A 22,612-nucleotide genomic window follows, 5' to 3' on the forward strand; every position below is an offset into this window, starting at 1 on the left:
TTAATTAACAAATTCAACAACTTAAGAAAACCTAAAAGCTAATCCATTGCGCAAACCTTTGCGTCATTCACTTTTATCTTGGCCGATATACCTCTCAAAGCTGATTAAAACTCAACCGTTTAATCTTCAATCTCGCGTATACATATCAAAGATCATTAAAGAAATTTCACTTTTAAAGTCACATTTTCGCCCGAGATTCAGTTTTTCGCTCGCTTAATATGAGTCGCAGTGCGAAGAGTCTCCACGACATCTGTGGCTAATAATCCCACTTCTCCATGTTTTTCTGCATTGAGATCGGCAGCGTGGCTATGAATCATGACTCCTAATCGCGCTGCGATAGAGATCGGTAAACCTTTGGCAAGCAGTGCGCCAATCACACCAGAAAGTACGTCACCCATTCCGCCCGTCGCCATGCCCGGATTACCTGCGAGGCACACATACATTCTGACACCATCAAAAACCAGCGTTCCTGCACCTTTTAACACCACTACGCCACCATAGCGTTCTTGCAGTTGGCGTGCTGCGGAATATCGATCACTTTCAATCTGTTGAGTGGTCACATTTAACAAGCGAGCGGCTTCTCCCGGATGAGGAGTGATGACGCGTTGGTTGTCACACACCAATGTGCCATCACATCGTTGACTTAACATTGCCAGAATATTTAGACCATCCGCATCCACAACTTTCGGTTTTTGTTCTTGAGATAGGTATTGATAAGCTTGATACGCCCACTCATCGTCGCCAAAACCGGGGCCAAACACCAAAACATCTGCCCAGCGAATACGCTTAGTGAGCGCGTTTTCCGTGTCTCTGAGTAAGTCCGTGGTTATGCTTTGACTCATCACTTCTGGGCAACTGACCTGCAGAGGGATGAAACTATCTGGGTGCGTAATACTTGCTGTTAACCCTGCCCCGCTTCGAACCGCCGCAGACGCGCACAAACGGATTGCACCAGACATACCTTGATTCCCGCCGACGCAAAGTAATTTACCGTTATCACCTTTGTGAGCGGTCGCTTTTGGTTTTGGAAGCAAACGAGGGATGACTTTATGGTCAATGCCCAGTGCGCTTTCTTCTTCTATGGAATCGAATTCCACGTTAACGCCCAAACCACAAAAGTGCAGCTCACCAATTCGGTCTCTCGCTTGAGCGGTACATAACCCTTGCTTAACGCCGATGAAGGTAACTGTATGGTCAGCTTGGATTGCGTCCCCTAAAACTGAGCCAGTGTTAGCGCACAAGCCGGACGGGATATCGACCGCAATAACCGGGCACTGAATTTGGTTGATCTGCTCTATATAACGACGATATTCAGTTCGGACTTCACCCTTTAGCCCCGTGCCTAACATAGCGTCGATGATCACTTCCGCTTCAAGTAACGCAGTATTCCAATCATCCCAACTGCTGTTTTTACCATCAACGGTTTGCCAGTCCTGATACGCACGCAATGCATCGCCCTGAAGCTGCGTTACATCACCAATTTGAAAAACTTGAACATTCAGCTGAGCTTGTTTTGCAAGGGATGCAAACACGTAGCCATCGCCGCCGTTGTTGCCTTTGCCACAAACGACAAGAACGTTTTTCGCTCTTGGGTATAAATGAAGAAATCGTTCGTAAACAGCCATGCCAGCTCGCTGCATTAGGCTATACATAGAAACGCCTGCCATGTGGGCGGCAACCACTTCTCCGTTTTTGACTTGCTCGGCGGTGTAGAGTTTTAAGGCGAGATTAAAGTCCATATTTAGGCTCTGCGCATTGGGGAAACACAATTATAAGTATACAAAAAAGCCAAGGTTCCCCTTGGCTTTTAACGAATAAATTTCAATCGCTATTTATGTTGTGACATCAAGGCTTCTGCTGTCGCGTCTTGGATAGACAAAAACAGTGAGTTGATTTTTCCAGTTGGCGTTCGCATTGGGTTGAGCGTTACGTTCTGGTACATAAACTCAGCCTGTTGCGTAACAGGGCGTACGTTGCGACAGCGGAACAAATACGGACGTTGACGCCACGTAATAAAGCTTCTGCAACCCAAGTCGTACACGGGTTTCGTCTTCAACTTAAACCATTCCGGCGGGATTTCTGGGAAGATATCGAAGATCGAACGGCCAATTGCCTCATGCGATTGCAAACCGCTGTGGTGCGTCATAAAACCGTTCCAGACTTGAACATTGTAATCTCGATCAATCACCACCAACCCCATATCGACGTTCTGTACCATGTCGACCATCCAATGGAATTGTTCAAACTCTGCTGGCATATTCAACATTAGAACTCCTCCATTAGGTATGCGAGTTTGTTGTCAAGCAATGGCAGCGATTCATCAACAAACATAAACAGCAAATCACAGCGAATCGATGTGCCTTCGATGTTGTAGCTCACTTCAAACGTCATTGTGCGTTTGAATGCGCCCGTTGTGGACTCAATAATGGAATCAATCGAAATGTGCTGACCAAGCAATACCGGCAGACTTTGGAAGAAGCGCACTTCTGATTGCTCGCCTAAACCATTTAGGAACGAGCCAACCAAGATGTTAGAGATATCCATCAACAGCTCGAGTTCTTCAAGCTCTTCACTGTCGGCTGGCACTTTCATCAGCTTTTTCAGATCCGATACGCTAGAGTCACTCAAAATGACCAATGCTTCCCCGGCAATGCCTTCGCCACAAAAACCCTGACAAACGCCTGAGACGTTATCGTGCGATGCCAAGTCACGCAGCGCCATGTGAAGCTCGCTCACTTCAAAGATATTCACGTTTGGTAAAGGCAGTTGAACAAATACGTCAAAATGGCGAGCTAACGCGTCGGCAGCTCGGCCGATAGAAACGTTCGCCACTTCCATGTAAATATCGCGTCGGCGGAGAATTGGCAGCTCAATCACGCTTGGTGTGATGATAAGCGGTCGAGGCTCTGGCTCAATCAGCTCTTTGAGGGCGTTTTTTAGCTCATCCTTTGCGATGGGCTTTTGAATAAATGCTTTGGCACCTAACGCGAAAACGCGCTCTTTGGCTTTGGGTTGAATGTCCCCCGACACAACCACAACTGGCGTTTTATTTCCTAAACGCTGCATGTTTTCTAAGGTTTCAAAACCGTCCATTTCTGGCATGGTGAGGTCAAGAAACATCAGTTTAAATTCTTTTTGCGCTAATTCTTCAAGCGCATTTTTTCCGTGGATAGCAAACGTAATATCCGGATTCAATGTTGCTGGCAGTGATCTAGCCATCTGCTTGCGTGCTAACGCTGAATCATCACAGATGAGTACAGGAAAAGACATTCAATCACCTTTTTATATTCAACAATCTGCGCTGGAGTCTACCAGATTGTTACCGCATATAGTACGAGAAAACTGACGAGGAATTTGTATTTTTTGTTTATGCAGTAAGCATACGCAAGATCAATAGATGAGTGAACCTAGCCAACAAGAAACAACGCATTTCACTGTCGATTTAGTGACATCGAACAAAGCCTACTGACCATTCTCAGCCCTTGATACGCATAGGGTTGCGTTTATCTAAGCTCCAGAAAGCCGAGAAAAAGTTCGTTACTTGCTAAAGTGAAGAAAGGAAAGAGGAAACATCAAAAAAGGCATCTAATAAGATGCCTTAAGTAAAATCACGATGCTAATGCGCTTTCTATGGCACACCGTGACCTTTCGAAGCAACCCAAACTCGATACCATTGCTCGCGAGTCAATTCGATATTCAGCGCATTCACGGCCGTTTGCACACGCTCAATTTTCCCTGAACCAATGATTGGAATTGGCTTAGATGGCAAGCGACGTACCCAAGCGTAAATAACTTGGTCAATGCTGGTCGCACCCACTTCTTCACGAATCGCTTCTAGCTCGTTACGAACGCGAATCGCTTGCTCGCTTTCCCCACTGAAGATTGAGCCGCCACCTAAACAAGACCAAGCCATTGGACGCGTGCGCAACATTTGCATTTGGTCCAGCGTTCCATCGTGCGCAACCTCAAAATTAAGCGGGTTGATTTCCACTTGGTTAGTCACAAGAGGTTTACCAAGGCGCGATTGCAGCAATTCGAACTGATGCGGCGTAAAGTTAGACACACCAAAGTGCTTCACTTTACCTACTTTGTGCAGCTCCGTGAATGCTTCCGCAACTTCATCAGCATCCATCAATACATCTGGACGATGGATCAATAGCACATCGATTTCATCCACATTTAAGCGCTCAAGTGAGTTGTTCACTGATTGGTAAATGTGTGCCGAACTTGTGTCGTAGTGATTAATTTTGCGTTCAGGTGTTTTGTCACCACACAAATTAATGTCACATTTGGTCACGATCTGGATTTGGTCACGTACTCTTTTATCCAAAGCTAACGCTTCACCAAACAACGCTTCACATTCGTAGTTACCGTAAATGTCTGCGTGATCGACCGTAGTGATCCCTAACTCAATATGTTGCTTAAGAAATGACAAACGCTCTTGAGCCGTCATTCCCCAATCTGCCGCACGCCAATATCCTTGAACTAGCTCTGAAAATTCAGGGCCATTTGGTGCAGTCACAACTTTTGCAACCATGGGTTTTCTCCTTCAATTGAACTGCATTCATCCTAGTCTTGTTTTCACGTCGTCTCAACGGGTAAACTTTCGCAATTCGAACTGGAGTACGAAATATGTCTTTTGCCCAACGTTTAGCCACTTTGATTGGCGAAGAAAGCATCAGCGGATTTGCTCGACGCGTTGATGTGTCGGAAGCGCTCATCCGAAAGTACCTAAAAGGCAGCGAACCTAGCCTAACCAAAGCCAATCAGATTGCGATGCGGGCAAACTGCTCTCTTGAATGGTTAGCGACGGGTTGCGGTTATCTCTACCGTCGAGCTGAAGTGGTGGATATGGATGCCTATAAGTTGGCTTTCCAACACGTGATGAATGATGAGCTGACAGAAGATAAAGAAGAGCTTCATCGAAAGCTCATTGCAGGGTACCAATACCTGCGCGCACATAAAAAGGCAGACGGATTTTTAGATGAATCCGCCATGGCGACATTTCTTGCTTTGCATAAAGAGACTAAAGCCGAGTAAGTCGCAACTCGATCATTTCGCCATCACTGCGTAAAGTAATGACTACGTGCGGTGATGGCTCTGTAAACTCATCTGCTTTTACCCAAACCATCGACCTCTCAATCTCTGGCGGGTAGCGATTTATCAGCAACACCACTTCTTTGTCGACCTCTCCTGCAGATTTGTTTTTCATCGACGCTGCGACATCGTATCGCTCGTTGCCGATTGCTAAGCTTCGCATCACCAAACCATCTTTTCTTAGATTAAGAATGAGCTCACTCAGCGTTTGTCTCTGGTACTCGGTTAAAAAGGAGAATTGCGCTTTCTTTTCTTCGAATACCACCTCGCCGTATAGCGTCTGCTGATAGTAGGAAAACTCATCTAAACAGAAAGAACGGCCGAGATTTTCTGTCTCGCCAATCTGCACATCACACGGATACCAGTTCCCATCATATTGAATCTGTTCACTCAGTTTCTGGTACGGCGTAGAAGACAAGACTTCTTGCCACCAGCGCTGCGAAGCCAATGAAGAAAAGGATGCCGCGACACAGCAGAAAAATAGCAAAGTTCGAGAAGCAAATCGCATGGTGTGTTTAAAGTGAAAAACGTAAAACAACGACCTTAACGCTAGGCTTAGATTTATCAAAGAGAATATTTTAGAGGCGAGTACGAAAATGTTATCTAGCAGACATTAAGAAGGCGCACTCTTGCGTGCGCCTCTACCTCGTTACTCAATCGTGAGTTTGCGAATCGATGATGTCTATTGATGCATCCCGAACATAAAACGAGGACTTACTGTAGGGTTTGAATCCATCCAAATTGTGTGTAAAACCTCACATCCCTCCTTCTGAAGCAGTCATGTTGCTTTACACTTAAAGCATGGTTCATTTTGCTCAGAAAACAAGTTTTTTTATATCAAAAAACCGCCAAATATGAGAGCAATAGCACAATCCTAAATAATGGTTGTCGTCGAGATTCTTCGAACACTCAATAGTGGAAAGCTAAATTGCATCTTTACTGATTAGGTCTAGACTCTCCGAAGCGTATACTTTCGTTCTTCCTTTCCACAAGCTTCAGGAGAATTTGTTAATGACCAAACGAGAGAGAATTGTGAAATCTGTGTTAGCGCACGTACCGAAAGATGCGATTAACCAGTTTGTCTCTCGAGGGTCCACACCATTTTCTGTCCTGATTATGGCCGCCATCGTCGGCACGTTAGCTGGTTTCGTCGGTACTTACTTCGAACTTGCGGTTCATTTTGTTTCTGAAACCCGCACCGAATGGCTGAGAAGCGAAATCGGTAGCGTACTTCCTCTTTGGCTTGCTGCGGTGCTGATCAGCGCGTTGCTTGCTTTTATTGGCTACTTTCTTGTTCACCGCTTTGCCCCAGAGGCGGCGGGCTCAGGTATCCCTGAAATTGAAGGCGCGATGGACAACATTCGTCCTGTGCGTTGGTGGCGAGTCCTGCCAGTAAAATTCTTCGGCGGCATGGGCGCACTTGGCTCTGGTATGGTGCTTGGTCGTGAAGGCCCAACGGTGCAAATGGGCGGTGCTGTCGGTCGAATGGTGACCGATATTTTCCGCGTTAAAGATGACGATACTCGCCATTCCCTGCTCGCTTCTGGTGCTGCTGGCGGATTGGCTGCGGCCTTTAATGCACCGCTTGCGGGGATCATGTTCGTAGTTGAGGAAATGCGACCTCAGTTTCGCTACTCGCTCATCTCGATTCGTGCCGTGATCATTTCTGCCATTATGGCGAACATTGTGTTCCGCGCCATCAATGGTCAAGACGCCGTAATCACCATGCCGCAATATCAATCCCCAGCGCTTCAAACATTATGGTTGTTCCTATTACTTGGCGCACTGTTTGGCGTGTTTGGCGTGATCTTCAACAAACTGATTACAGTGGCGCAAGACAGCTTTGTTGCTATTCATAAAAACGACCGTAAACGTTACCTGATCACGGGCTCTATTTTGGGCGGCGTATTTGGCCTGCTGTTGCTTTACGTACCTCAATTAACGGGCGGGGGTATTGCACTTATTCCCGATGTCACAACAGGTAACTACTCGATCTCTATTTTAGTGCTGCTGTTTATTGGTCGCGTGGTCACAACTTTGCTTTGCTTTGGCTCTGGCGCACCAGGCGGTATTTTCGCGCCAATGCTCGCGCTGGGCACACTATTTGGATACGCATTTGGCGCAAGCGCAGATGTTCTATTGCCAACGCTTGATATAGAACCTGGCGTCTTTGCGATTGCAGGAATGGGAGCGCTGTTCGCTGCGACAGTTCGCGCGCCTATCACTGGTATTTTGTTGGTGATCGAAATGACCAACAACTACTATCTGATTCTTCCGCTAATCATTACCTGTCTAGGAGCGGTGATTGTCGCGCAGTTGCTTGGTGGACAACCTATTTACAGCCAGTTACTGCATCGTACGCTTAAAAATGACAAGCTACGTCAACAAGATCTCCCTGAAAATCAGGCCTCCTAGGCAACTTAAAGCACTCCGGCTCCAAACCTACTTGTAAGTATCACGAATGTTTGGAGCCTGCATTTCTATAATTTTGCAACGGTTCGCAAATATTCGATACCAAACTCACAAAATTCTCATTCTCTGATATTTACCCATCATGTTTAGGCGTCATCGCCTGTTAAACTTGTTAATATTCGCGCCATAAAATAGAGCAATTGTTCCACTCAAATCCGCCCATTACAGGCCAAAATAAGTCAACAATTGCGTAAAACATGCGTTGAAAATTTGCGTTTCGCAATGCAAGGCAGCAGCAGACTAAGATGAAGAGAATCAACGATCTGATTCCACGCCGTTCGCGATTTTCACACGCAAAACAGCCAAAGATAATTTGGTTTTAAACATCACTTTTCGTTTCATTCGGGCAAAATCAATTCGGAGTAGATTTGAACTGGAAAAGACTTGTGCAGTTTTATAGTGTCCCACCTTCTCAAGCGGCGCTGGCACTGGGTATGATCGGGCTTGGCCAAGCGTGGGCGCTCTATGTTCCCGATATTGGTACGCCAATTCGTCCTTTTCTGGCTTCATTTGGCGCGTTATTGCTCGCACCCGTTCTGATTAAGTACGCCACCAATCCTCGCCTATTTATGGCGGATATTAAGCACCCGTTAAGTGGTAGTTTAATGGCACCAATGAGCATGGCATTATTGATCCTGACCGATTATCTCGCGTCGGTTGCACCACTCATTGCCTATCCCCTTTGGTGTTTAGCTGTACTGCTTCATTTTACAATGATGGTGCTGTTTTTTGGCTTCCAGCTCATGAACTTCAAAATGTCGAACATCGTCCCGAGCTGGTTCCTCTACCCTGTTGGATTAATCAGTAGCTCATTGGCTGGTTCGCAATTCGGTCATAATCTATTTTCCGAAACCCTCGCGATCATGTGTATCGGCATTTACTTCTTTATGCTACCACTGGTGTTGTATCGCTTGGTGTTTTTTGGCTCACTGCCAAGACGAGCAAGACCAACGCTTGCGATTATGGCCGCGCCCGTTAACTTGTCACTGGCAGCTTATTTAGTGAATTTTCCCCAACCCGACCCTATTCTGACGGGCGCATTGGCGGGGATCGCGATCACAATGACGCTATTGATCTACTTATGTTATTTCCGCTTACTTCGATTGAAGTTCCAACCGTCGATCGCAGCGGTGACTTTTCCTTCAGTCATCAGCGCCATTGCGATGCACCGATTAACCTCTTTTTTCGCACAATCTCATCCTCAATGGCATTGGTTACACGATTTCGGCTTTTTAGAACTCAGTATCGCGACCGTATTGGTCGTTTGGGTATCGGCAGGTTATGTGAAAATGTACTGGCCAGAAATTGTAAGAACCCCGACCAAACAAGCATAAAAAACGGCCTCATTAAGAGGCCGTTTTTTATCACTATCAACAAAGTATTAACCCGTAAACTTCGCCATGAAGTTACCGACGTTAGTCAAACTCGATGCAGCCATCACGATAACAATCGCTGCTCCAGTTAGCGTTAAATACATTGGGTGTTGGTAATCACCGACGATATCTTTGCGTTTTGTCGCAACCAAGACGGTACCCAAAACGATAGGAAGGATAATGCTGTTCACTAAGCCCGCTAACATAAGCAGAAGAATTGGCATGTCCATGGTAACCGTGCCTAGCGAGGTTAGGATAATGAAACCGACACACCACGCTTTTTCATTTCGCGCCACAACGGGGAAAAGCGTCTTAATTAATGAGATAGCCATGTAAGAGTTACCCACCACAGACGTGATGGAAGCGACAAACAGTACTAAGCCAAAGATGAAGTAACCAAGCTGGCCAGCACCTTGACGGAAAGCGTCGGCTGCCGGGTTAGCTGAATCCAACGTTGCGCCTGTCGCGATAACGCCAAACACCGCTAAAAACAGTAGGACGCGAATAACCACCGCAATAGAGATACCAGCCCACGCCGTTGAAGTGATGGAAGGTACATTCTCTTTACCTTTCAAGCCGATGTCCACTAGACGTTGTGCACCCGTGTAGTAACCGCCAACTGCGCCGCCAACGATAGTCAATGTAGGCAGAAGCAAGCTTCCAACATCCATAGGCATCACCGCTGCACTTAGTGTCTCTCCCATCGGAGGTAAGCTCGTCATTGCCACATATGCAATCAGAACAATCATGAACAAGCCAAGGTAGCGAGCCATTTGGTCCATTCGTTTGGAGGCGTTATGAACCACAAACAGCAAACAGCCGACCACACCAGTAAACAGCGCACCCCAAGTCGTGTCCACGCCCGTTAACACATTAATGCCTAACGCCGCGCCACTTACGTTGCCAAAGTTAAACGCCACAGCTCCAAGCGCAAGGAGAATACCGACACCATAACCCATACCCGGCGCCACTTTGTTCGCAATGTCTTGGATTCGCATGCCAGAAACGCCCACAATGCGCCACAAGTTCATCACGATACCAAACGTGATAAAGATCGAAGCCAATACTGGAAACGCCATGTCGACTTTGTAGATGTTCGTGAAGACAGCAGTTTGAGTCAAAAAGCCTGGGCCAACAGAGGTCGTCGCCATCAAAAACGCGACACTTAGCATGGCTTTCTTTTGCCAACTGGTTTCTGTTACAGGAGCGGAAATGGAAGAGGTGCTGATAGTGCTTTGTGTAGTCATGCCAAGTCTCAAATTTGTTGTCTTTCTATTATTAGAAAAAAAGAAAGACAACTGACCGAGATCAGCTGAACTTAGAGAGATATCTCTTTTCAAAACAAACGATTACACGTTGTAGCCGTTCATTGGGCGCATATACTAAGAGCAACGAATGTGACTGTCAACACACAATTGCATAAATATTATTTATTGCGACTCACCTACCCATGATTCATGGTATAAAAAAGGATGGCACGTTGCCATCCTCTCTCAAATCTATACTTCGCTTTGACTAGCGTAAACCATGCAGAAACTCAGCGCGGGTGGCTGGGTTGCTCTTAAAAATACCACCTAAAGCTGTGGTTGTCGTTTCGCTGGTTGCATCCATAACACCACGTGATTTCACGCAGTAATGCGTCGCGTCGATAGTCACGGCCACATCGTCAGACTCAAGCAATGTTTGCAAAGCAACTAGGATTTGCTGTGTCATACGCTCTTGCACTTGAGGACGCTGCGCGAAAAAACGGACAATACGGTTGATCTTAGACAAGCCAATGATTTTACCACGAGGGATATACGCAACGGCCGCTTTGCCGTCGATCGTGACAAGATGGTGTTCACACGTGCTGGTTACGGTGATGTCTTTCACGCGAACCATTTCACTTACGTTCATCTTGTTTTCAATAACCGTGATTTTTGGGAAGTTGGAGTAATCCAAACCAGAGAAAATCTCATCCACGTACATTTTTGCAATGCGATGTGGCGTCTCTTCTAGGCTGTCATCCGTAAGGTCGAGTTGAAGCAGGGTTAGGATCTCACGCATGTGGTGCTCGATCTTTTCTTTCTTCTCTTCACGGCTCACGGCATTAGGACGCATTGGTGTTTCTAAACCGCGTTGCTCTAGCGCTTCTTTTACTAACTTCGCTGACTCGCTAAGACCTGACATTCCACTTCCTCTTTTGTAACTACCACTCTCGGTGTGAAATACAATTGCAGTGTTTTCATCCCGTTAGCGTCTAAGTTGCTCAGTTAGATGTTCATATCGCCAAGGCACATAACAAGAATACACTGAGCCGTTTTCTTTAGTTCCGATAGGCGTTTACCCCTTTCGGATGGGTGACAAGGATACTCGGATTTTTGAATAATTACACCCATATTTTATAGGTGGACATTCTTACCAAGTCCGATTTTATGGTAGAGTTGCCACAAAACAAAAGAACATAGGATTATCTCAATGGGCTGCTGCGACGCACCTGGCTTGATGCCAATTGAAGAAGCGATGGACAAAATGTTATCGCGCATCAAACCTATCCAAACGACACTTTCTCTTCCTCTTGCTGATGCTCTGGGTTTTGTACTGGCCGAAGACGTTTTATCGCCAATTCACGTACCGCCTTTTGACAACTCAGCAATGGACGGTTATGCAATCCGTATTCAAGATTTAGAAGCGTCGACTGTATTGCCGATGGTGGGCAAATCCTTTGCGGGCCAACCTTTTGAAGGTGAATGGCCAACAGGCACTTGTGTTCGAATCATGACTGGCGCGAAAATTCCGGAAGGTTGCGATGCCGTTATCATGCAAGAAAACACGACCGTGACCGAAGCGGGTATCCAGTTCAACCAAACGGATGTGAAACCTCAAAATAACATCCGCCCAACTGGTGACGACATCAAGCAAGGCGATATCGTATTAGCAAAAGGCGCGCGCCTAACACCACGCGATATTCCAATGATTGCTTCTCTTGGCGTAAGCCATGTCACTGTTGTACGTAAACCGAAGGTGGCGTTTTTCTCGACAGGTGATGAACTTAAACCATTAGGTGAGCCACTCGAAGCAGGTCAAATCTACGACAGCAACCGTTACGGCATTAAACCGCTTATCGAAAACTTTGGCTGTGAAGCGATTGATCTTGGCATTATCCCTGACTGCCCAGAAACATTAAAAGCGACGTTTGAAAAAGCACAAACGCTCGCGGATGTGGTTGTCACCTCTGGCGGCGTCAGTGTTGGCGAAGCAGACTACACCAAGGACATTCTAGAACAACTTGGGGAAATCGGTTTCTGGAAACTGGCAATCAAGCCGGGTAAACCTTTCGCATTTGGTAAGTTAAGTACAGCTTGGTTCTGCGGTCTACCAGGTAACCCTGTATCTGCTGTGCTAACCATGTACGTACTTGTTCAGCCAATGTTGGCGAAATTAGCTGGCCATACTGAATGGAAAGCACCTGAGTCTATCCCTGCTACGACAAAAACTGCATTTAAGAAAGCGCCGGGCCGCACGGACTACCAACGTGGCATCTACACGCTAGAAGATGGCAAATTTGTCGTTGAAACCACTGGCAATCAAAGTTCTGGTGCCTTCCGCTCAATGAGTTTGGCAAACTGCTTTGTGGTGTTGGAGCGTGAGCGTGGCCGCGTGGAAGTTGGCGAAACGGTTCAAATCCAACTGTTTAACTCAACGTTATACTAGGAACGTGCCGTGGATATTCTTTCCGATCAGGAGATGCTGCGCTATAACCGCCAGATCATTCTTCGCCAGTTCGATTTCGAAGGGCAAGAAGCGCTCAAACAAAGCTCCGTGCTTATTTTGGGTGCGGGCGGTTTAGGCTGTGCTTCTAGCCAATACCTCGCCACAGCAGGTGTCGGCCGTATTACGCTCATCGATGACGACATTGTAGAGCTCTCTAATTTGCAGCGCCAAGTATTACATCACGACACAGATATCGGCCGCAAAAAGGTGGATTCTGCCGCCGATGCGCTACGAGAACTTAACCCCCACGTCGAGGTAAACACCGTTGCCAAACGTCTCGATGATGCTCAACTTCAAGCTTTGATTGAACAACACACTGTGGTAGTTGATGCGTCTGATAACGTCGACACTCGTAACCAACTGAACCGCCTCTGCTTTGCAACGAAAACCCCACTTATCTCTGGTGCGGCAATTCGTATGGAAGGTCAAGTGAGCGTGTTTACGTACGACGATCCAACTCAACCTTGTTACCAGTGCTTGAGTGCACTATTTGGTAGCGGTGTACTAAGCTGCGTTGAAGCGGGTGTAATGGCACCAGTGGTTGGGATTGTGGGCGCTGTACAAGCGATGGAAACCATCAAGGTGATCGCAAATTACGGCCAGCCAAAGAAAGGGAAAATCCTTATTCTCGATGCACTCAGCATGTCGTGGAGAGAAATGAACTTGATGAAAATGCCGACCTGCCCTGTTTGTGGGTAAGTAACGCATTCGCTCCCGTGTCAATCGATTCTCAAAAAGCTCAACGCAACGTTGGGCTTTTTTCTTATTCTGAGATTCAAAATTAAAACCTCGAACTTCTAGTTGTCAATATCCATCAAAAACAGCCACTTAAAAATTGGCACGCTACTTTCATTACATATAAAACAAATCAATGAGAGGGCGAATCATGAAAAGGACATCACTAATACTCGGATCACTGTTCGTAAGCGCTTATGCGAATGCGGCGCCTTTCGACACTTGTCCGAGCAAAGCGTATTTATTCCAATCGACCCCCGTTCAAGTTTATGGCGTCAATCTGGTTACGGGTTCCACCACTTTATTAGCTGATGATGTGGGTTTGGCATCAGGGATCAATGCCGTCGGGTTCGACTTCACCGACAGATACATTTATGGCTACGATACCACCAACTTGAAAATCGTCCGTTTAGGGAAAGACTTTCAAGCAGAAACACTGAATGTCGCTGGTTTGCCTAGCCATACGTTTTTTGTTGGCGATGTTTATAATCACGTTTACTACTTATATCGCAAAGGAAAAGGATTATTTTCCATTGATTTATCACCGTTAGATACCGATCCAAATGCGACGCTAACACTTACGCAAATTACCGCGACCGCAAACGTCAACTTGACAGATTTTGCCTTTCATCCTGGCGACGGTTCGCTTTACGGGATCGACAACAACTCCGGCATTCTCTACAAATTCAATACTGCAAACGGCCAAGCCACTATGATTGGAGATACGGGCGAAACCGGTACCTTTGGTGCGGGCTATTTTGACGTCAACGGCAATTACTACGTTTCCCGCAATCAAGACGGAAAAATCTACCGTATTAATTTGTCAGCGGACAACGCTTCAAACATCAACGCGGGCATTGTCCCAGCGGTTGAGTTTGTCTCGAACGGCCCGAGTTCAAGCCAAAATGACGGTGCACGCTGCGCCAACGCGCCAGTTATTGATGAAGATGACCCAATCGATTTTGGCGATGCTCCAGATAGTTACCACACGCTTCTTTCCTCAAACGGTCCACGACACGAAATCGATGGTGTGACATGGCTTGGTGTCATTGCGCCTGATGGCGATCCTGACGGACAAATTGCACCTTCTGGCGACAACAAAGTTGGTACCGCAGACGAAGATGGTGTTGGCTTTGTTGCCGCACTCGATCCAGGTTTGAGTTCACTGGTGAATGTGACAGCGTCTACTTCTGGCTACTTATCCGCTTGGTTTGACTGGAACCGAGACGGTGATTTTGCAGATGAAGGTGAACAAGTATTTACAGACCAGTTACTCGCAGCAGGAAACAACATACTTCCATTTATCGTCTCTGAATTGGCAACCGCAGGACCAAGTTGGAGCCGATTCCGCTTTAGTCAACAAACGGGGCTCAAATACGATGGCGGCTCAACCTCCGGCGAAGTGGAAGATCATCCAATCACTATCACCGAAAATGGCGTATCTGTTCAGCATTTTCCAAGTGCAGAAGGCTACGCAACGGTAGCGTTTGAGGATAACTGGCCATACACCGCAGACTACGACATGAACGACGTCGTCATTCAGTTCCGAATCACAGAAACGCGTATGGAAGGTGTGATCGAGAACATTCAAATCACCGGTGACCTCGCCGCTTACGGTGCAGGATACAAAAATGGCTTTGCTATTCGTTTACCGGGCATAGCAAAAGCAAGCATCGAGAATGGCTTAACTACCCTGTCGTTTAACGGCGTTCAACAAGCAAGCAATGGATTGGAAACTATCTCGGAAGAGGCCATTTTCATCATCAGCGATGATCTCAGCCAATACACGCAAAGCAATTGTACCTACTTCCGAACTCAATCAGGATGTGATGACAACGTTGCTTTCTCTTTTACGTTGACGGTTTATTTTAAGGAAGGCTCCGACCGCTCTGGCTTACAAGCCATGCCTTACGACCCATTTATCTTTGCAACACCAAACACTTACCACGGTGACGGTATTACCTTCCAACCAGGCCGAAAATGGGAAGTACACCTACCGGATCAAGCGCCAACCGAGCAGTTTGATGATACCAACTTATACGGACTCGGGGTTGATGCAAGTGATCCTGTACAAGGTACTTACTTCAAAACCAGCAACAACCTACCTTGGGCTCTGCTGATTGTTGAGGACTGGGAGTGGCCATTGGAAAACGTAGACTTGGTTGACGCGTATCCACAATTTGCCACTTACGCTGAATCAGCCGGCAGTCAAAATGCTAACTGGCATGCCTCACCAAAAGCAAACAAATGCTACATTCCATAGGAGACCACATTATGAAAAATTTAATCACAATCATCATGGGATTAGCGTTAACAGCCTGCGGCGGTGGAGGTGGCGGCGGTGATAAAAGCGGTGACAGTTCAACGCCTCCCGCAACTCAGACCACCATCGTGGTCGAAGAACCAAGCATGCAAACGCTGAACGTACCAGATGGCTACAACTACGATCCGATCGTCACTCGTGCTCTATCTGTTGACATTAGTGGCTACTCTTCACAACGCGCGCACCTTAGTGTCTATAAAGAGTATCAAGAGACGACTTCAGGTACCTATCAAGCGAAATACGCAAGCAAAGTAGCTTCTGAAGCACTCATCAACGGAAAAGCCGAAATGAATTTTCCGGTCTCCGATAGCCAAGGAAATCTATTAGTCGAAGTTTGGTTTTATGACGGTTCAGACCCCGTGCAGCACGTGATATCAGCAGAAGATTCATCTTGGCGCCTGTAAGCATTAATGTCATGAATAGCAAACAAACCTAAACCTCTTAGAGATGTTAAATATCAGCAAAAATCGCATCGTTCTTTGAACATGCGATTTTTTTATTGTAAAACAATAGGCTTACGCTAGCCTAAACGGGTGGAACTCAACTTGGATAACCCCAAAACTTACATTTTGGTCTTCATCGGTTCGATTGCTCTGCTCCTTTTACTTTTGTGGGGCTCACCCACCAGCGAAAAAACCTTATCAGCGACCGTCATCAGCAACACTTTGACTCAGTCTTTAGACGGGCAACGACGTTACCTGACGATAGACGCTCCTGATATCGAACAACAACGCGTCGCCGTTCCGATAACAACTGACTGTGCGATCGGTTCGACAGCCACATTTAGGCAAGCGACAAGCTCAACTTTTGAACCATCACTTTCATTCGTCAGCTGTAACTAGAATAGTGGTCACTCCCACGACAAGAAGGATTTAGCAATGCAAGCATTGATCAGTGCAAAAGAACTCCATGCCCTACTTGACCAACAAAATGTAAAGCTTTTAGACGCAAGCATTAGCTTTCAAATTCCTTCGGAAAGCAAAAAAATCACCGATAAATGGATTCCAAACACTTACCGTTTTGATTACGACAATGATTTTTGTCTGCCTGATACCTCTTTGCCGCACATGATGCCAACCGAAGCAGGATTTAATGTAAGCGCACAAAAGCTTGGGCTAAATAACGAAGACTTGATCATCGTTTATGACAACTCAGGTACGCTTGCTTCACCACGCGCATGGTGGATGCTCAAAGCGATGGGACACGAGAACGTCAAAGTACTTAATGGTGGACTTCCAGCTTGGATAGAAGCGGGATTGCCCGTCGTAGATTCGCTCGCAAAACCTGAACAATTAGGAAATTTTTCGGGAAAATTAAATAAAAATGCATTTTTGGACGCAAATGCAGTATTAGAGTACTCAAACAATTGCAGTGCGCATATTGTTGATGCTCGCTCACGAGCGCGCTTTTTTGGTGAAGTGCCTGAGCCAAGACAAGGATTGCGCAGTGGCCATATTCCAAACTCGTTGTGCCTGCCTTTTCAAGAACTGCTGGATAACGGTTACATCAAACCGAACTCAGAATTGAAACAAGCATTTAGCGAACTGTCGCTATATAATGACAATTCAATCATTTTCAGCTGTGGCTCAGGTGTGACTGCCTGTATTTTATTGTTGGCAGCTCATCAACTAGGCTTACGCAACTTATCTGTTTATGACGGTTCATGGACAGAATGGGGTGCAGACTGCTCACTGCCAATTACGCGTTAAGCTAGGGGTTATCAAAACAACATGGTCGGATTAAAGAAGAACATTTGGACTCTTTACATGATGCTGCTCACCGTCAGTATCGTGACATTTTCGCTATTCGGCTATTACCACTACCAAGCAACGTTAGACAAATACAAAGACAAACAGCTCCTACAATTGGAGCTGTTTGCTTCCTCCGTTGAGTCACTTTTAAAAGGGCAAGAATCGCTGCTAGAAGTCGTTGGTCATCAACTGGTGGAGCAAAATAGCTTCACTCGTACCGCGGCCATTCAAACTCGCCCAATGTTAGATAAACTTCTCAACATTCATCCGGCGATCATCGGTTTTGGCTTGACCAATCCCAACGGCGACTACATTTCCGTTAGCTCGAACTTGATTTTGGAAAAGCTACACAATCTCAAGCAAGATCCGCTGACCAGAGAGACCTTCCTTGAAGCGTTGAACTCCGATCGCATGGTGATCGGCAGAACCTACTTTATGGAAGCGCAAGATTCGTTAGTTATTCCCATTCGTAAAGCGATTCCAGATAAAAATGGCGTAGTACAAGCGGTAATGACGGCTGGCTTTAACATGAATACGTCGTCAGTGTTTCGTAACGACATTCATGCTAATGAACACAATCGCGTGTCCCTAATTAGAAACGACGGCTACCTTACGTTTAGCTCATCTGAAGACACTACGATCAAGGACTATCAAAAGCCCGCCGATGATTTAAATAAACAAGCCTTATTGGATCAAATCCAGCAAGACTACGGCTGGGATACCGACCAAGTAAAACAGCTAACCCGAGCAATCAATGTCGTCGTCGATACCCAACGTTTGAATGAATTAATCACACTCAAATACATTCCTGATTATGGCTTATGGGCGGCGTCGTCGACCGATTTGGGCTTCATTAAGCGCGGCTTTTACAGCCAATTTGCGTTTTACTGCATCGTCTTTCTGATCGTTCAAGCAGCGTTTTATGCGCTGTTTCGCTCAATCGCTAACAATGAACACGAAACCAAAGAGCGTTTGCTTTACCAAGCTTGTCATGATCATCTAACTCGCCTACCTAATCGTGAGTATTTACGTTCCAACATTCAACGTTGGATGTGTGGCAGCAGTAACCCGTTCACCTTAATGTTCATTGATATCGACAACTTCAAATCGGTCAATGACACACACGGCCACGAATTTGGTGACGAAGTTCTAAAACAGATCTCGACTCGCCTTAACCACTTTTCGGGCGAAGGTCGTTTGATCGTCCGTGAGGCAAGCGATGAGTTCATCTTTATCGTTAATCGAACTGATGAAGAGACCATCAAAGATCTAGCAAGCGAGCTGATTCAAACGCTTTCCAAACCATATAACGTTAACGATAACCAGTTCCTGCTCAGTTGCAGCATTGGGATTGCGTTCTACCCAATGCACGGCGACAACTTAGACGCGCTGCTGCTTTCTGCAGATATCGCCATGTATCAAGCGAAGAAACAGCGTAATGCGTACAGTCTGTTTAATCAGGAGATGCAAGCAAGTCATCTGCACAAGATGAAAGTCGAGCAACGTCTGAGGCTTGCGATTGAGAAGCAAACGCTGTTTATGGCTTATCAACCGCAGTTAAACATCAATGGCGAGATTTATGGTGTTGAGGCACTTGTTCGTTGGGAAGACGAGGAACTGGGCAAAGTACCACCTAACGAATTTGTTCCTGTCGCTGAAAGCTCAGGTTTGATGGTGCGTTTGGGTGAGTTGATCATCGAAAAGAGCCTTGAAGATATGGGCTTACTGACAACCCATCTTGCCACCCCAATTCAGATGTCGATCAATATTTCCGTCAAGCAGTTCCTACACGCCAAATTTATAGAGCGCTTGATGGCGGCGATGGACAAATACCATCTTGATTGCAATAGAATCACGTTAGAAATTACCGAAAACTTGTTTATCGAAGATCTAGAAAAGTTCTCTCCGACTTGCGAGCGCTTGCACGCTTTGGGCTTTAAGATTTCATTGGATGATTTCGGAACGGGCTACTCGTCACTAAGCATGTTGAGAACATTGCCGATTGATGAAGTTAAAATTGACAAGAGCTTTGTCGACAATATTGAGCACGATAAAAAAGCGCTGAATATGGTGAAAAACATCATCGCTATTGGCAAAAACTTCGAAATGAAAGTCTTAGCTGAAGGGGTCGAAACGCAACGCCAACGCGACCAATTAGAAGCGTGTGGCTGTGATTTGATTCAAGGTTATTTCTACTCCAAGCCACTCTCTTTTGACCAACTTGTTAGCTTTGTGAAAGACAATAAAGAAGAAAAAGCCATCATAGATTAACGATGGCTTTAGTGATGTCGGTTTTAAACCACAATTTCCATTTATTTCTGCATTTCTTGGTACATCACCTCAACAAGCTCGCCTTTCGGGTCGCCCGACAATTCCCAAGTAAAAATGCCACCTAAGTTCGCCTGTTTCGCCCAATTTGCTTTGGCTTTGATCGAGCGTTGATCTTCGTAAGAGATAAAAACTTTCTTTTCAGGATTCCACAAGTACGGCGCTTGGGATTGCTCATCATAGTTGTACTCGTAGCCCTGCTTCGCTCCATAGTTCTTCACTAAATCCCAGAACATGAAATAGCCGTTCTCACCCGTACCAAACTGCGCTCCTTGCTCGGATACGAGATCTTGCGTTGGTAAGCCACCCGAAAAGTCTTTAGTACCTTGCCAGCCACGCCCATAAAATGCAGCGCCAATCACCAGTTTTTCACTTGGAATACCCAGCTCGATCATCTGGTTGATGAACACGTCTGCGCCCATGCCCCACCAGCTTCGCTCTGTCGCGTGCAAGTTGGTAGTATGGCCAGTTTGTTGCCCCCACCCACCAAGAAAGTCATACGTCATCGCAAACATGTTGGTTAGGTACGGTTCTGCTGCTTTCCAATCGATACCTGCCGCTTTTGGACCAACGCCTACCGCCGTAGAAAGCTCGTATTCACGTTTGGTTTGATTTGTGAGTTCATCTAACTCTGCACGCATGGTTTTCACCAAGTAGGTAAACGCCTCACGCTCAGACGCTTTTTGTTCATCAGAAAGCTTGGTATCTGGGTTCCAAGGCGACGTTGTTAAACCGCCACCGCCTGGGTATTCCCAATCCAAATCAATGCCATCAAAAAAATCATATTGAGCAATCAACTCAACGGCACTTTTTGAGAATTGATCCATCGCTTGTTTGTTTTTCGCCATAGCATGGAACGGTTCGGACATTGTCCAACCACCAAAAGAAGGAAGAATTTTGAGATCAGGATGTTGTTTCTTCATTTCGGCAAGTTGAGCGAAGTGACCTTTGTATGGCACGTTAACTGAGACAGCGCCAAAGTTCTTTTCCAGTGCCGCTTCGGTATCGACAATGATCGCCGTATAGGGATCTTTTCCTTCGCATTGTTTAGCTACTAGGTTTTGCACCGTTTCAGAAGCACCGGTATGAGGACCGCACATACTGAGAAACGCGTAAATCACATGTGTCAGTTTATCGGCGGGAATATCTTTCACCGTGTATGGGTTTTCTGCGTTCGCGTACTGCCAATCCGCAAAGTAACCCGCTACGACTTTTTGCTCGGCGTGCGCCGCACCAGTTATCCCCATAATTAGTGCAGCAAGAAGTGTCTTTTTCATTGTTTTCTCCAGAGTAGGTGTACAAATTTAAAGCTACTCCTAGAGAATATTTTTAACTTGAAAACGAAATCAGGCTGCGAGTCATTTATAAATCCTCGCCGCCTGATTACATAAGTTGCATATTATTTGTGCTAACTCTCAGATGCCGCGTTGCCGTGCATCTGCTCATCCAAGTTCAATACTGTCAAAGCGTTGCTTACACTGGTAGCAATCACGTCGATTGCACCGGTACGTAACGCACCAAGTAATGCAAGCGGTTTACTGTTTTCAGCAGCGATAGCAATCACTTCTGCGATTGGCCGAAACTCTTCAATTCCAAGGCCAATGACACGGTCACTCATTACGGTGTTGGCAACGTTACCGTGAATATCAAAGAAGTCATAACCCGCAAAGTCTCCTACTACGCCTTGTTTTAGTCGAGATTGAACCACTTCATCTGGTGTAAACCACCCTAGATCGACCATGTAGCTGTTTTCGCTCATATCACCAATACCGACTAAAGCGACATCGGCTTTACGTGCCAAATCGAGCGTTTGTTTGACGGTCGCATTCTGCATGAACGCCATTTTTTGCTCGCGGTTTTCTGCATAAGCCGGCGCGTAAAGCGTTTCGGACGTTCCGCCGTACTTTTTAGCTAACTGACGACAAATGTGGTCAGCATTGTACATACCACCACGTGGGTGAATACCGCCGATACCACACACAAATTTGCAGTCTCGTGGGGTGATCACCCCAATATGATGAGCAACAGAAGAGACGTTACGCCCTTGTCCAACGGTCACCACCATGCCGTTTTTAAGCGTACTGGTGAGATAATTGGATACTAATCCCGATACCTGCAGTCGCTGCGCTTCTTCATTCGGCTGGTCAAGAGCGACAAGCGCGCGCTTTACGCCAAATCGCTCGATCAAACGTTGCTCAATCTTGGCGCTGAATACCGGGTGATATTTAACGGTGATTTCAACGATGCCTTCATCACGCGCTTGTTTGAGCATTCGCCCTACCTTCGCGCGTGAAATGGCAAATTTTCTCGATATCTCTTCCTGAGTCGCACCGTCCTGATAGTAGGCAACGGAGATCTCTGTCAACAAATCCGTGTTTTCAATGGAAATATCTTGGTTAGAACTGCTCATGTTTACTCTCGTCGTTTAAGAGGCCCGACATTGTATGCAATAAGTGAGCATCTGCTCATTGACTTAGCATATGTTCTCCATCAATTTAAACGCAACATTTGCTCACTGCAATAACATTTTCTCAGTACGGTTTTTTGCTATTTCTAACAACGCTCAAGCATTGAGCAATAAGGGCAAACGTTTATTTGGGTTAACCGCTAAACACACAGTAAAAAAACGTTGATGAAGTTCACTATAAGTCGACTTCACCGATTGACTTTCGGCATAGATAGGATAAATATGAACACATCATTTACTCAGCTATCGATCAAATGTTCATAGCATTTGTTCGGTAACGAAATTTTCCGTAGTTGGCTGAGCAGATGTCTCA

The 22,612-nt window shown here is 46.1% G+C and carries 19 protein-coding genes; 10 read left to right on the forward strand and 9 right to left on the reverse strand.

All coding sequences use genetic code 11. The features are described 5' to 3' along the window. Positions 1–197: 197 nt before the first annotated feature. The 4 genes from DYB02_RS17355 to DYB02_RS17370 all read right to left on the reverse strand — a co-directional run bounded on the left by DYB02_RS17355 (position 198) and on the right by DYB02_RS17370 (position 4,537). Entirely contained in the window at positions 198–1,739 is a 1,542-nt protein-coding gene (locus tag DYB02_RS17355; RefSeq protein ID WP_025624905.1) for an NAD(P)H-hydrate dehydratase, read from the reverse strand. Positions 1,740–1,828: 89 nt separating this feature from the next. Then, positions 1,829–2,266, reverse strand: coding sequence for a PAS domain-containing protein (locus tag DYB02_RS17360; protein ID WP_005463573.1), 438 nt, complete (start codon positions 2,264–2,266; stop codon positions 1,829–1,831). Further along, a complete protein-coding gene (locus DYB02_RS17365; RefSeq protein ID WP_029805849.1) occupies positions 2,266–3,270 on the reverse strand; it encodes a response regulator in 1,005 nt (334 codons plus the stop codon). The genes DYB02_RS17360 and DYB02_RS17365 overlap by 1 nt, the downstream gene beginning before the upstream one ends. A gap of 358 nt (positions 3,271–3,628) precedes the next feature. Next, positions 3,629–4,537: an aldo/keto reductase gene (locus DYB02_RS17370; protein WP_029805847.1), complete on the reverse strand. Its 909-nt coding sequence runs from the start codon at positions 4,535–4,537 to the stop codon at positions 3,629–3,631. Positions 4,538–4,632: 95 nt separating this feature from the next. Between DYB02_RS17370 and DYB02_RS17375 the strand changes: the two genes are divergently transcribed. After that, positions 4,633–5,040, forward strand: coding sequence for a helix-turn-helix transcriptional regulator (locus DYB02_RS17375; RefSeq protein ID WP_005463567.1), 408 nt, complete (start codon positions 4,633–4,635; stop codon positions 5,038–5,040). On the opposite strand, the gene DYB02_RS17380 is transcribed toward DYB02_RS17375, so the two are convergent. After that, positions 5,027–5,605 (reverse strand): hypothetical protein, encoded by a 579-nt coding sequence (locus DYB02_RS17380; protein WP_029805846.1) that lies wholly within the window; start codon positions 5,603–5,605, stop codon positions 5,027–5,029. The two genes, DYB02_RS17375 and DYB02_RS17380, sit on opposite strands and share 14 nt — an antisense overlap. 503 nt (positions 5,606–6,108) lie before the next feature. Here DYB02_RS17380 and clcA point away from each other — a divergent pair. Then, entirely contained in the window at positions 6,109–7,512 is a 1,404-nt protein-coding gene (gene clcA, locus DYB02_RS17385) for a H(+)/Cl(-) exchange transporter ClcA (RefSeq protein ID WP_005463563.1), read from the forward strand. A gap of 425 nt (positions 7,513–7,937) precedes the next feature. Next, the gene (locus tag DYB02_RS17390; RefSeq protein WP_005463561.1) at positions 7,938–8,903 is read left to right on the forward strand and encodes a TDT family transporter; all 966 of its coding nucleotides are present in this window, start codon (positions 7,938–7,940) and stop codon (positions 8,901–8,903) included. Between the two features lie 47 nt (positions 8,904–8,950). On the opposite strand, the gene DYB02_RS17395 is transcribed toward DYB02_RS17390, so the two are convergent. Both DYB02_RS17395 and folE read right to left on the reverse strand, forming a co-directional pair. Continuing rightward, on the reverse strand, positions 8,951–10,189 hold the full coding sequence (locus DYB02_RS17395; protein ID WP_005463559.1) for an NRAMP family divalent metal transporter: 1,239 nt from the start codon (positions 10,187–10,189) through the stop codon (positions 8,951–8,953). 268 nt (positions 10,190–10,457) lie between these two features. After that, positions 10,458–11,111 carry a GTP cyclohydrolase I FolE gene (gene folE / locus DYB02_RS17400; protein WP_005477356.1) on the reverse strand — a complete coding sequence of 218 codons (654 nt, stop codon included), beginning with the start codon at positions 11,109–11,111 and terminating at the stop codon, positions 10,458–10,460. 288 nt (positions 11,112–11,399) lie between these two features. Here folE and moeA point away from each other — a divergent pair, with 288 nt between their 5' ends. The 7 genes from moeA to DYB02_RS17435 all read left to right on the forward strand — a co-directional run bounded on the left by moeA (position 11,400) and on the right by DYB02_RS17435 (position 19,775). Continuing rightward, on the forward strand, positions 11,400–12,635 hold the full coding sequence (gene moeA, locus DYB02_RS17405; RefSeq protein WP_020838039.1) for a molybdopterin molybdotransferase MoeA: 1,236 nt from the start codon (positions 11,400–11,402) through the stop codon (positions 12,633–12,635). A 9-nt stretch (positions 12,636–12,644) separates the two neighbouring features. Then, a complete protein-coding gene (gene moeB / locus DYB02_RS17410) occupies positions 12,645–13,394 on the forward strand; it encodes a molybdopterin-synthase adenylyltransferase MoeB (protein WP_029805241.1) in 750 nt (249 codons plus the stop codon). A gap of 187 nt (positions 13,395–13,581) precedes the next feature. Continuing rightward, positions 13,582–15,693 carry an LruC domain-containing protein gene (locus tag DYB02_RS17415; protein ID WP_029805239.1) on the forward strand — a complete coding sequence of 704 codons (2,112 nt, stop codon included), beginning with the start codon at positions 13,582–13,584 and terminating at the stop codon, positions 15,691–15,693. An 11-nt stretch (positions 15,694–15,704) separates the two neighbouring features. Continuing rightward, positions 15,705–16,157 carry a hypothetical protein gene (locus DYB02_RS17420; protein WP_029805237.1) on the forward strand — a complete coding sequence of 151 codons (453 nt, stop codon included), beginning with the start codon at positions 15,705–15,707 and terminating at the stop codon, positions 16,155–16,157. Between the two features lie 141 nt (positions 16,158–16,298). Next, positions 16,299–16,595, forward strand: coding sequence for a hypothetical protein (locus DYB02_RS25765; RefSeq protein WP_017447384.1), 297 nt, complete (start codon positions 16,299–16,301; stop codon positions 16,593–16,595). Between the two features lie 36 nt (positions 16,596–16,631). Beyond that, on the forward strand, positions 16,632–17,462 hold the full coding sequence (locus DYB02_RS17430; RefSeq protein WP_025559330.1) for a sulfurtransferase: 831 nt from the start codon (positions 16,632–16,634) through the stop codon (positions 17,460–17,462). A gap of 21 nt (positions 17,463–17,483) precedes the next feature. Beyond that, entirely contained in the window at positions 17,484–19,775 is a 2,292-nt protein-coding gene (locus DYB02_RS17435; RefSeq protein WP_029805235.1) for a bifunctional diguanylate cyclase/phosphodiesterase, read from the forward strand. A 41-nt stretch (positions 19,776–19,816) separates the two neighbouring features. Here the strand turns inward: DYB02_RS17435 and DYB02_RS17440 are convergent, their stop codons facing one another. Beyond that, positions 19,817–21,109 carry a glycoside hydrolase family 18 protein gene (locus DYB02_RS17440; RefSeq protein ID WP_015313412.1) on the reverse strand — a complete coding sequence of 431 codons (1,293 nt, stop codon included), beginning with the start codon at positions 21,107–21,109 and terminating at the stop codon, positions 19,817–19,819. 131 nt (positions 21,110–21,240) lie between these two features. Continuing rightward, the gene (locus DYB02_RS17445; RefSeq protein WP_005463541.1) at positions 21,241–22,242 is read right to left on the reverse strand and encodes a sugar-binding transcriptional regulator; all 1,002 of its coding nucleotides are present in this window, start codon (positions 22,240–22,242) and stop codon (positions 21,241–21,243) included. Between the last annotated feature and the right edge of the window lie 370 nt (positions 22,243–22,612).

The sequence above is a fragment of the Vibrio parahaemolyticus genome, assembly GCF_900460535.1.
GTDB classification, from domain to species: Bacteria; Pseudomonadota; Gammaproteobacteria; order Enterobacterales; family Vibrionaceae; genus Vibrio; species Vibrio parahaemolyticus.